The following is a 12,680-nucleotide window of genomic DNA, read 5'->3' on the forward strand; positions in this document are numbered from 1 at the left end:
TAAGTTATTTTCAGATTCTTGATTCTCGCAAAGGCGCTAAGACGCAAAGGGAATAGGGAGGCCTTTTATTGAAAAGGTACCCTTTGGATTGTTTTTTTATTTTTGAATTTCTTTGCGGCTCCGCGACTCTTCGTACAATATTTATTGGGAATCTATTTAGGAGGCCATTTCGGTCTCATTTATTATTTTCTTGAATTGAGTAGGGGTCATGGTTTTAAATTTTTTGAATTGTCGGTTGAAGTTGGCCAGGTTATTAAAGCCGCTTTTATAGGCCACTTCCAGGATGCTGTCATTCTGCTCCATCAACAATTTGCAGGCATGCCCAATCCGAATTGAATTTAAATACTCCACAAATGTAATTCTGTATTGGTCTTTAAAGAAAATGCAAAAAGTGGAAACTGCCATATTGGCTATTGAGGCAACCTCTGCCAGGCTGATGTCTCGGTTAAAATTGTTCAGTATATAATTTTTAACTTTTGAAACCCTATCTGTATTGGGTGGATCCAATTGTGCCACATAAACTGGGCTGGCCAGCAATTCGTATTCCTCAGTATGGGCTAGGATGTTAAATATGGAGAGCAAATTGGATAACCTTTGAATCCCATTCATGTGGATCATTTCGGTTATTAATGGATTGATTTGTTCTTTTGCTTTTCCATAAAAGGACATTCCTCTTCTAGAAAGTTTTTGAAAGTTTCTGAAGGGTTCCATCTCAGGAAGGTTGAGGAATTCACCACCTAAAAAGTCCTCTTTAAATTGAATAACCAATGCATCTGCCTCCTCTGTGGCCTGTCCATTGACATAGATGGAGTCATTTGACCAAACATGAGGCAAATAGGGCCCTACCAAAACCAAATCTCCGGTTTGAAAATTGCCAATATGATCACCTACCATTCTCTTTCCAGTACTTTTTAAAACCAGTACCAACTCATATTCCGGGTGAAAATGCCATGGACAAGGGATATATTGTCCTTTTTCCCTAAAAACAATAAAGGATTTATCAAAGTCCTGTGGTAATCTGATTTCTTTGCATTTCATGGTTAGAGGGTTAAGGTAATAGCCTTTAATTTAGAAAATTACCTGTAAATAAAAAAGGTTCTTTATGTGGAAAGGGTAAATCGGTATTTAGAATAATTGCTTTTGGTATTATTGTCTTTAAAACCTCCAAAAGGAAACCTAATGCACTGTCAGTATTTGGTTTTGCCCAACGAATGATTGGGTTATTGTATAGTTGTAATTATTTATATTTGTTTCATTTGGATTTGTAAAGCTGAAAAAGAGTGAGAAGAAGTTGACTTTGGGCCTGCGTCATTGCCTAGATTGAAGAATACCGCAATTCAGAAAAAGGAGCATAGGGGTTAAGAGCATACAATATGAATATGAAAGACCTGTAGGGAGATTCGGGTTTTGAGATTTAAAATAGGTAATTACCAATAGAGAAGAGGGGGGGATAAAACAGGCTGCTAAATGTCCTTTATGTACACCTCTCAGTAAATGGTGAAAACATGTTGCGCCAGAAATTTAAAAAGGTACTCTAAGCACTAAAAAAAATCGGGAAGAATAAGTAGCCTTTAATGGAATGAACATTTCTTTAATAAACTATTTCGTAGACATTAGGTGAAGTTAAGGTTTGTTAAAATGAAGGCTGTTTTTGATAAATTTCAAATTTTTTAACCAATAATGAGCATAAACTTGGCTTTTATGGTTTTCTGCTACTAATATTCCTATAATTACCCGATCTATTGTTTTGCAAGTGTAAATAAAACTTGGTTTTGTTACAAAAAATACAATTATGGACCCACTATTTACTTGAATTATTAACCATTTGTGTAAAATAATACAAACTTAATTTTTTAGTTTTATTAGTATTAAAAATAATTGTAATAACTTTTAAGCGTATTTAAACACCACGAATTAATAAATAGATGAAATGTGGTCAATAATTTAATGAAAAAATAACCGGCTTAATCCACTTTGCTCCTCTAAGTCCTTGTTATTGGTTTAAACCCAGTACAAAGATTTAAAGGTAATTCACAAACCAAAATTCAATGTTATGATAAAAATTCTTACCAAATTTAAAAAGCAAGTTGATGCTTTTTCAAAACCTTATAGCCTGCCTAGCAAAGGGAAATTGCGCGGATTGGCTTTTAGTTTTTGGGTACTGATGGGAATCTCTTTTGTAGGGGTTTCAGGTGCACAAGCACAGAACGAAGTTACTGTAACGGGAGTGGTTATGGATGCTTCAAACAGTGAAACATTACCAGGCGTTAATATTCTTTTGCAAGGTTCCGGTATCGGTACCATTACAGATATTGACGGAAGTTATTCAATAAGTGTTCCAAGTAGTGAAGCTACCTTGGTTTATTCATTTATCGGTTTCTTAAACCAAGAAATCAAAGTAGGTAACCAAACTACCATTGACGTTCGTCTTGCCTCTAGCGCAACAGATTTGAACGAGGTTGTAGTAGTTGGTTATGGTACTCAAAAGAAAAGTGATTTGACAGGAGCAGTTACAAGAGTAAATGCTTCTACCTTTAAAAACCAACCGTTGACTCAGGTATCTGATATGTTAGCAGGTACAGTTGCTGGTTTTTATGGTACCCAAGGAACTTCAGCTTCTGGTGGTAGTTCTCTGGAAGTTAGGGGACCAACGTCTCTTACTGGTGGTACCTCTCCTCTTATTGTTGTGGATGGGGTTATTTTCTATGGTGAACTTTCTGATATCAATCCAAATGATATTGAGTCTATTGATATCTTAAAAGATGCAAGTTCTGCAGCTGTATTTGGATCCAAAGCAGCTTCTGGTGTAGTAATGATTACTACTATTAAAGGAGAATCAGGTAAGCCTTCTATTAATTTCTCTGCAAAAACTGGTATCAATACCATTACAAACCAGAATTTCAGGCCAAAAAATGCTGCTGAGTATGAGGATTTCAGAAGAGATTTCTTCAGAACTTTGGGAGTAGCTGATACCCCTGATTATTACTGGGATGATCCTGCTAATTTATCTAGTGGTGTTACTATTGACCAATGGAGAGCTGCAAATGGAAATTCTAACCCAGACAATACGCAGGAATACCTTAGTAGACTTAACTTCTTCGATACTGAAATCGACCAGTATCTTGCTGGAAACACAACCGACTGGTTAGATCAAACGACTCGTCAAGGTGTTAGACAAGATTATGATTTGAGTATTAGTGGTGGTGATGATAAATTCCAGTATTACTGGTCTTTGGGTTATGTAGACAACCAGAATTTCATGGTAGGTGATGACTTTAGCGCCATTCGCTCAAGAATAAACCTGGACTTTAAAGTAACTGATTGGTTAAATGTAGGAACCAACACACAATTTTCTAATACTGACAATAGCTCAGTTCCAGCAAGTACTAATTTTGCTTCTATTAGTCCTTATAGTACATTATATGACGAAGATGGTAGTCAAAGCTGGTATCCTCACGGATATCCGATCATTGTAAATCCATTGATCAATAATACTTATCAGGAAAGGCTCAATAAGACAACTGGGATTTTTGCTTCTATTTATGCAAATGTCAAATTGCCTTTTGGAATTCAATATAAATTATCCTACCAGCCAAGGTTTAGCTTCCAGAAAAATTACAACTTCTGGGGACCTGAAACCATTATTGGTGGAAGAGATAGATTGGATGGCTATGGTACTAGAAACGACTATTCTTTGAATGCTTGGATGGTTGATAATATCTTAAGCTGGAACAAAGAAATTGGCGAACATAATTTTAATGTAACGCTTCTTTACAATGCAGAACAAACGAAAACATTTGAGTCTTATGGAGAAAACCAAACTTTCTCACCTAATCAAGCATTAGGATTTAATGGCCTTCAGTTTGGGTCTAGACCATTGGTGAACACTGATGATACTCAGGCTGGTGGAAATGCCTACATGGCAAGACTTAACTATACTTATTTAGACAGGTATTTGTTGACTACCTCTGTGAGAAGAGATGGTTATTCAGCATTTGGTGCAGACAATAACGTTGCGACTTTCCCTGCTGTAGCTTTAGGTTGGATCGTTTCTGAAGAAGCATTCTTCCCTAAAAATACTGCTGTTAGTTTATTGAAACTTAGAGGTTCTTGGGGTGTCAATGGAAATAGAGACATCGGAATCTATTCTTCTTTGGCACAAATCGGAACCAACTTGTATTACGATGGAACAAACGTTCAACTTGGATTGTACAACAATACATTGGCAAACCAAACATTAAGATGGGAAAAAACTACCTCTTATAATATTGGATTGGACTTGGGACTGTTGGAAAATAGAATTGATGTTTCTGCAGAATACTATGACATGACAACAACAGATTTGTTGATGAACCGTCAATTGCCTCAGATTACAGGTTTTTCAAGTATTACAGCCAATTTAGGTGAATTGAGAAACAAAGGTTTGGATGTGACTATCAATACAGTCAATGTAAATCGTCCTGACATTTTATGGAAATCCAACTTTGTATTCTCTTTGAACAGAAACGAAATTGTAGAATTGTTCGGTGATATGGAAGAAGTAATCGTAGATGGTGAAACAGTTACCAGAGCGGTACCAGATTATACCAATCAGTGGTTCCCAGGTCAAGCAATTGATGTAGTATGGGATTATAATGTAGAAGGAATATGGCAGTTGGATGAAGCTGATGAAGCGGCAGTATACAATATGCAACCAGGTGATTATAAATCTGAAGATGTTAATGATGATGGTGTTTACGACGCTTTGGTTGACAAACAATTCATTGGATATACAAGACCTAGATACCGTTTAGGTTTAAGGAATGATTTTACTTTCCTTAAAGATTTCACTGCATCTATATTCTTAAGAGCAGATTTGGGTCACGTAGGAGAATTTACTTATGCTACTCATGAGTCCTCAACTTATGACAGGATCAATATCATGAACATTCCTTATTGGACTCCTACCAATGGCGAAACTGAATATCCTCGTACTTCTGAAGTACACGGTGCTTATGGTGGTGGATTGAGAGTGTTTAAATCAATGAGTTTCCTTAGGGTTCAGGATGTTTCTTTGTCCTATAATTTGCCTTCGCATTTTGCGCAGAAATTGCAAACAAAAAGTATTAGAGTATTTGTTTCAGCAAGAAACTTAGCGACGTTCACTAAATGGCCAGGTTATGATCCTGAATCAGGAAATACTGCCATGCCAAAATCGTTCTCTGCTGGTATCAATCTTTCGCTTTAATGTTTAGACCAATAAGATTTAAATAATATGAAATATATAAAACAATATTTGTTCCTATTTCTGGTAAGTAGCCTGGCATTTTCCTGCTCAGAAGATTTACTGGAACAAAAACCGCTCTCCTTTTTTGCACCGGAGAATGCGTATATAGACGCAGCTGGTTATGAAGCTGGTTTGGTTACCATGAGAAAAGCCCTTACTGAGGGTGTTACGGGTAGTAGAAGACACTATATGGTAGGTGAATGGTCTGCTTCTGAGGCAGGTACACCAACTTTTCAAATGGACTGGTTTCAAACCACTCCTTTCTTTGATCGTTACTATACCTTTGTACCTCTTTTTACGGAGTCTTTTGAATTTATCAAAAACGCCAACGTTGTTATCAGTAGAATTGATGACATAGAATGGGATGATGAATCTACGAGAAATGCCATTTTGGCTGAAAGTTTGTGGCACAGGGCTTTCTGGTATTACTGGTTAATTAATTCTTATGGTGATGTACCATTTGTAGGTGAAGAGGTAACTGGTGTAAGATTGGATTACCAAACACATAGCCGCTGGGCCATTCTTGATAAAATTCAAGCAGATTTGGAATATGCCGTAGGAGCGTTACCAGAAACTGCAGTTCCAGGAGCAATTACTAAAGGTGCTGCTAATCACTTATTGACAAAGGTTTACCTTGCCAATATGGAATTTGATAAAGCTATTGCCTCTTCTTCTGCTGTTATCAATGGCAATTATGCATTGGTTGAAGAACGATTTGGTTCTGAAGCGGATATCGCTGAGAAAAACATTATTTGGGATTTACATCGTCCAGGAAACAGGAATATTGGTGCAAATACTGAAACCATTTTGGCTATGGTGGATAGATTTGAAGCTCCATCAGGTGCTCAAACCGCAGGATTATATACAATGAGACATTTCCATGGCTCTTGGTGGCATTCTACAATCAGAGATAGCCAGGGACTAAGAGGTACTTTGGATAGTGGTCCAAGATATGATTCCTTAGGAAGAGGAAATCCAGATATGATTTCTACTCCTTATAGTTTCTATGACATCTGGGAAGAGCAAGGGTTTGATTTTACAAACACTCCTGACCTTAGAAGAAGTGATATCAACTGGGTAGACAAACATGAAATGATTTATAACAATCCTGAATCTGTAGATTTTGGAAAACCTGTAGACATTTCTTTTTTAACTGCTCCTCAAGATTCAGTTTACAAGCATTTCCCACTTCCTATTTATAAAACCTACGTGCCACAACAATCCCCAACGGCAGTACCTATGGGTGGAAATGGTGACTGGTATATCTTTAGACTTGCTGAAACTTATCTTCTTCGTGCAGAAGCTTACTATTGGAAAAACCAAATGGCAGAAGCTGCAGCGGATATAAACATGGTTAGAACAAGAGCCAATGCGCTACCAATAGATGCATCTGATGTTACCATCGAATACATCTTTGACGAAAGAGCTAGAGAGTTATTCCTTGAAACACCTCGTCATTCAGAAATGGTAAGGGTATCTTATATCATGGCTTCTCAAAACCTTGGAGGTTATACTCTTGATGGATTTTCAGACAAAAACTGGTGGCATGATAGAGTTATGGAAAAAAATATCATGTATACCATCAAGCCTATCGTGATTGGTAATACACCTGCAATAGCACCTTTCCATGTGTTATGGCCTATTGACAATAATGTAATTACAGCAAACTCCTTAGGGACCATTAACCAAAATATAGGTTATGTGGGTGCTGAAAACAATGTTGCACCTTTGCAAGTAATAGAATAATTGAAAAATCCCCCTGTTAAGTTTTTAGCAGGGGGATTTTTTTTTAACCAAGCCCTTTCAACTAGAATCATTACCAATATTCAATACCAGGAATATTGGAAAAAGAGATGTTATTTTTTGCTGACTAATTTTATCTGAAGTAATTTGATACAATTATACTTTCAAGCATTTTAAACCCAAAACACCTTATAACCATTCTATTAGGCAATGAAATCATTTCAATATCAGCCTAGCCTTACAATCTTCTACCAGATTATAGGAGCGCTGCTCTCCAAATCAAATAGAAGGTCTTCCTTTTGTTAACATCAACGGAGAAGGGGATTAAAACCCTTTTGTTTAATAGGTTTTAAAACGATTAAATACGTTTCATTAAATATTGACTCATGAAAACAATCTTCCCAAGATCCTGTCACCTTATTTTTTTCGGATTAACAATTTTGCTGTTTGGCCAAGAGGCACATTCACAACAAAACAATTCCTCCTGGAAAGCAGGAGTCGGTAGCGTGGAAATTACCCCAAAGGAATCTATTTGGATGGGAGGCTATGCCGCGAGAAATCATCCATCTGAAGGTGTTAGGCATTCCGTTTGGGCAAAAGCCCTGGCAATTGAAGACCCTAACGGTAAACTTGCTGTGGTAGTGACCACTGATTTGTTGGCCTTTAGAAAATTTTTGTCTGATAATATAAGAGACCAACTGAAGGACAAATATGGTCTTTCAAGGGATCAAATAATCCTCAACAGTTCGCATACCCATACCGGTCCTGAGACCGATTATCCAAGATATGAATTCCAGCTTAGTCAAAGCGAATACAATAAAATCCAACAATTCTCCAGCAGGGTAGAGCGAGAAATAGTGGACTTGGTGGGCTATGCCATCAAATCACTAGAACGGGTAAAACTGTCTTCTGAAAATGGGGTAACCAGGTTCCAGGTCAACAGGAGAAATAACAAAGAAGCCCAATTAAACGCCCAAACTGAATTGAAAGGTCCAAATGATTATGCTGTTCCAGTTATAAAAGTAGAGGACCTGAAAGGAAACCTTAAAGCAATACTTTTTGGCTATGCTTGCCATCCTACTGTCCTGTCTGATTATCAAATATCAGGGGACTATGCAGGTTTCGCTCAGATAGAACTGGAGAAGCTTTACCCAGGAGCTACCGCCTTGTTTTTTCAAGGCGCAGGAGCCGATCAAAACCCATTGCCTAGAAGGTCTGCACCACTTGCTCAACAGTATGGCAAAGAGCTCGCAGCAGCCGTAGAGCGAGTTATAAACGAAGACATGAATGTATTGGAAGGGACACTATCAACGGCCTATTCAGAAATAGACCTGACCTTTGCCAAAGCTGTCCCTACCAAAGGGGAACTGGAAGATATAATAAGTGGTGTGATCCCAGGTTATCCGGATTACCTGAAAGAATATGCGAAAATTTGGATTGCCCGATTGGATAAAGGAAAAGAAATAAAAGATTCCTATCCTTACCCTGTACAAGCATGGAAGATTGGCAACCAACCTCTTTTTGCCTTAGGAGGGGAACTCCTTGTTGGTTATTCTCTGGAACTGAAAAAGATTTTTGGCCCGGATATAATTGTGATGGGCTATTCCAATGATGTGATGGGCTATATCCCCACCAAAAAAGTCCTCGCAGAAGGTGGCTATGAAGCAAACAGGTCTCCTCTTTTCACCACCCAATGGGCAGCTTCAATTGAAGACAATATCCTTTCAGAGGCCGTAAAGCTTGCAGAAAGTTTAGGCATTAAAACCGTGGATTATCCCTTAGTAGCGCCATGAGAAATAACAAAAAAAATATAGACGGCATAAAGTACCTTTCTATTTTGGTACTGATAGTTAGCAGCCTTTTTAGCGCTTCCCTTTTATCCGCTCAGGATACGGCAGTGCATTGGAAAGCCAATGTGGCAAAAGTAGACATTACGCCTAAAGTCCCCATGTGGATGGCAGGATTTGCTTCAAGAACGGGGCCTTCCGAAGGTACCATTCACCCTATATGGTCCAAAGCACTTGCCATTCAGGATGCGGATAAGAATACCGCGGTTCTTATTACAAGTGACCTTTCCGGCATGCCTCGTGACATGTCCAGAAGAATTAAGGATGAAATAAAGAAACGCTACTCACTTCCTGATGCTGCCGTGTTGTTAAATTTTTCTCATTCCCATTCTGGTCCTGTGCTTAAAGATTACCTGTACCATGTGTATCCTTTGAGTGAAAGCGAGGTAAAAAAGGTCATTGATTATTCGGCATGGTTGGAAGAACAGATAGTAGCATTGGTAGGGGAAGTGTTGAAAGGATTGGCCCCCTCAAAGATTTATTCGGAGAATGGAGTGGCCAGGTTTCAGGTAAACCGAAGAAACAACACAGAATCTGCCATTGATATAGTATCCGATATGGTTGGGCCCAATGATTATGCTGTTCCGGTACTGAAAGTTACCGATATGGAAGACAATATCAAGGCCATTACCTTTGGTTACGCTTGCCATGCAACCGTTTTATCTGTGACACAGTGGTCGGGAGATTATCCAGGTTTTGCACAGATTGAATTGGAAAAAAGATATCCTGAGGCTACCGCCATGTTTTTTCAAGGAGCAGGAGCCGATCAAAATCCTTTGCCAAGAAGAACCATTCCTTTGGCCAGAAAGTATGGAAAGGAATTGGCGGCCGCTGTAGAAAGTGTGCTGGAAGAAGAAATGAAGCCTTTGGAAGCACATTTACAGACAGCTTATACAGAGGTTGAGCTGGGATTAAATGAGCCACCGTCCAATGAAGTCCTGGAAAAGATGATCAAGGAGAGCAGTGGGCATTACCAGCGCTGGGCCAAGATGATGTATGAAAAGGTCAAAAACAATGATGTTGATACGTCTTACCCTTACCCCATTCAGATTTGGAAATTAGGAAATCAATTCATGATTGCATTGGGTGGTGAGCCAGTTGTGGATTACTCCGTGAAGCTGAAAACCCAGTATGGGAAAGAATTGTTTGTCCTTGGTTATTCAAACGATGTGATGGCTTATATTCCTACCAGAACAGTGTTGAACGAAGGAGGTTACGAAGGAGCCACTTCTCAAATCGCTTTTGGTCATCCAGGCACCTGGAAGCCAACCCTGGAAACAAAAATATTTAGCCGAATTAACCAGATGATGGCTGATTTTTAAGGTTTCTTAGTTAATTCCTAATCCAATAGAAGGCAATTTTACCCCGTAATAATGGACAATAAAACAGCGAATAGAAGGGACTTTATAAAACAAAGTACACTTTTGGGCTTGGGCATGTATTTAAGCCCTTTTACCCTCTCTTCTACGCCGTACAAACCTTTTGATTACCCTGATACGGAACAATTGCTTGATTGGTCCGATTGGGAAAAGTACCGCCACTCAGTCAATCATCCTTGCCTGACAATCAAGGAAGAGAACCTGAAAGCGGCTAAAGAGAATATTAAAAATTACGACTGGGCCAGGGTTCATTTTGATCGGATTGATGAGATCATAAAGCAGCATATTGGCAAGATCACACCTGACTTTTTAGAGAGTATGGTGGAAGAAACAACACCAGGTGACCCGCTTTGGACGCCTTGTCCTTCTTGTAGAGACAAAGGCTTGCCGGTTCATCCTCATGGCTTGTGGAGTTGGGACGTGGATAATCCAGAGGAAATCCAATGTACTGAGTGTGACACCGTGTTCCCTAACAGTGGATATCCTGAGGAAATAGTCCTAACGACCACTTGGGGGAAGACTCAAAAACTTACTTATTGTGGCGGAGATCCCTTTGTGATCTTCAAATACAAAGAGGGTAGGCCTAGCTTTACCGCCAATATAAGGTCCAGGAAAGTACAATGGATAGCAGGATTTTGCAAAACCCTGGCAGAAGGATATTTGCTTACCGAAGACATTACTTATGCGGCCACCTGTAGAGAGATGCTACTCCGGCTAGCCAAATGCTATCCGGGCTGGCTTGTCCATGTGGGATATGGTGAATTTGCGGACATGGATCCAAAAATGGCGGCACTCAATATGATGAAATTGCCCGAGCCAGAGTTGTGTCCTCCGCCCAATGTGCCAGACCATTATCTTTGGACAGGGTTTTGGAGTGCAGGAAGGGCAAGTGGAGTAGGCTTGGAATCTGATTTTGTGAGAAAAGTTGTCACAGCCTATGACCTCACCTGTCAGGCGAAAAAATCAAATGGAACGCCTCTTTATACTGAAAAAGACAAACGCACAATAGAAAAAGACCTGCTTCTTGAAAGTACCATTTTGCTGGTTTGCGACAAAAAATTAAACAATAAATCGGTGAGTAACCGTACCGCCGTAGCCTTGGTTGGAATGTGTGTAGGGCATCCTGGTTTGGTCAGGTTTGGACTTGAAGGATTTAACATGACTGTTGATGGTTGGTATTTACCGGATGGCACTACCAGTGAATCCCCATTTTATGGCCTGATGACCTTGGGAGGGATATGGGACATGGCGCAAGCTGCTCATGGATATTCAGACCCCTCAGGTTATAAGGACGAGACGGGGAAACGAATAGATGATTTAGACCTTTACCATGACACCAATTACAAATTGGTTTGGGAGGCTTTTTACAATGGTTTGCAGGGAGATTTGAATTACCCACCCTATGCAGATTCCTTCGAAAGCACCAAATTGGATGTGGCTTATGTGGAATTAATGGTAGCCAATTATCCGGAAAACAAGGAATACCTCGCCTTGCTAAAAGAACTTTGTGGAAATGAACTGCATATGCACAGTGGATCACCCGGCTTTAACAGTGAATTTACAGACAGTGAGGTAGAGCCGGTCCTCCGACTTCCCTATGACCTTACCAAGCCCAATGGTTCTTTGTCTTTCTCCATGTATTACAGAAAACCAAACCTGGAAAAGGAAAAAGGAGCAGATTTGACGCTCCCAGATTGGTGCCCTCCAAATCTGCAAATTGGCCACCTTAGAACAGGGATTGATGGCAGGGAAAGCTTATTGTTATTGAGTGCAAGCCCCTGGGGTGTTCACCATGAAAATGACAGCCTCAACCTTTACTATTGGAAAAAAGGCACTGCCTTGCTTTCAGACTTGGGGTATTTATGGGATCATCCATTGAAGCCTAATAATATCAGGGCCCTGGCACACAATACTGTGCTTATTGATGAGGACAATCAAATTAGCAGGGATAGAGGTGGAGAAGTATTGCTTTTCAAAACTTTTTCTAAGGTGAAAGTAATGGAAATGGCTTCTACGGCTTATTCCCAGGCTTCGGTTTACAAGCGAACCTCTGTTTTGGTAGATCATGGAAACGGTAAGAGCTATGTGGTGGATTTCTTTAGGGCACAGGGCGGTGAAATTCAGGATTACGTTTTCCACGCTTCGAGTAATCAGCTAACAATAAACGGTCTCTCTCCAGTGGCCAAGGCTGGATTGACACTTTATGATTTTGAGGACATCAAAACCAGCGATGGCAATGGAACCTGGAGCAGCGAATGGAAAAATGAGAATGGATTGACTACTCGGGCATGGTCGCTTGGGCAAGAAGGCGAAGAAATGTTTGTTGGCGATGGCTGGGGACAAAAGGATTGGAAAAATGCAGACATTGGTGCTACTTTGCCGTATTTTGTAAGGCGGAAAAAAGGAGGCAAACTTCAGACTTTTGTCTCTGTTTTTGAAGGGTTT

Annotated in this window: 6 protein-coding genes; 5 read left to right on the plus strand and 1 reads right to left on the minus strand. The window is 39.6% G+C overall.

Going from position 1 to position 12,680, the window contains the following annotated elements:
* Positions 1 to 156 precede the first annotated feature (156 nt).
* A complete protein-coding gene (locus tag ADICYQ_RS18745; RefSeq protein WP_020894024.1) occupies positions 157 to 1,038 on the minus strand; it encodes an AraC family transcriptional regulator in 882 nt (293 codons plus the stop codon).
* 1,015 nt (positions 1,039 to 2,053) lie between these two features.
* Between ADICYQ_RS18745 and ADICYQ_RS18750 the strand changes: the two genes are divergently transcribed.
* The 5 genes from ADICYQ_RS18750 to ADICYQ_RS18770 all read left to right on the plus strand — a co-directional run.
* Positions 2,054 to 5,227 carry a SusC/RagA family TonB-linked outer membrane protein gene (locus ADICYQ_RS18750; RefSeq protein WP_020894025.1) on the plus strand — a complete coding sequence of 1,058 codons (3,174 nt, stop codon included), beginning with the start codon at positions 2,054 to 2,056 and terminating at the stop codon, positions 5,225 to 5,227.
* A gap of 27 nt (positions 5,228 to 5,254) precedes the next feature.
* Positions 5,255 to 7,012, plus strand: coding sequence for a RagB/SusD family nutrient uptake outer membrane protein (locus ADICYQ_RS18755; RefSeq protein ID WP_051160285.1), 1,758 nt, complete (start codon positions 5,255 to 5,257; stop codon positions 7,010 to 7,012).
* 383 nt (positions 7,013 to 7,395) lie between these two features.
* On the plus strand, positions 7,396 to 8,802 hold the full coding sequence (locus tag ADICYQ_RS18760; RefSeq protein WP_020894028.1) for a neutral/alkaline non-lysosomal ceramidase N-terminal domain-containing protein: 1,407 nt from the start codon (positions 7,396 to 7,398) through the stop codon (positions 8,800 to 8,802).
* Complete coding sequence (locus ADICYQ_RS18765) at positions 8,799 to 10,178, plus strand: neutral/alkaline non-lysosomal ceramidase N-terminal domain-containing protein (protein ID WP_020894029.1); 1,380 nt, start codon at positions 8,799 to 8,801, stop codon at positions 10,176 to 10,178. The genes ADICYQ_RS18760 and ADICYQ_RS18765 overlap by 4 nt, the downstream gene beginning before the upstream one ends.
* Before the next feature lie 51 nt (positions 10,179 to 10,229).
* On the plus strand, positions 10,230 to 12,680 hold a 2,451-nt coding region (locus ADICYQ_RS18770; protein WP_040417101.1), incomplete at its 3' end, for a heparinase II/III family protein.

The sequence above is a fragment of the Cyclobacterium qasimii M12-11B genome, from assembly GCF_000427295.1.
Classification (GTDB): Bacteria; Bacteroidota; Bacteroidia; order Cytophagales; family Cyclobacteriaceae; genus Cyclobacterium; species Cyclobacterium qasimii.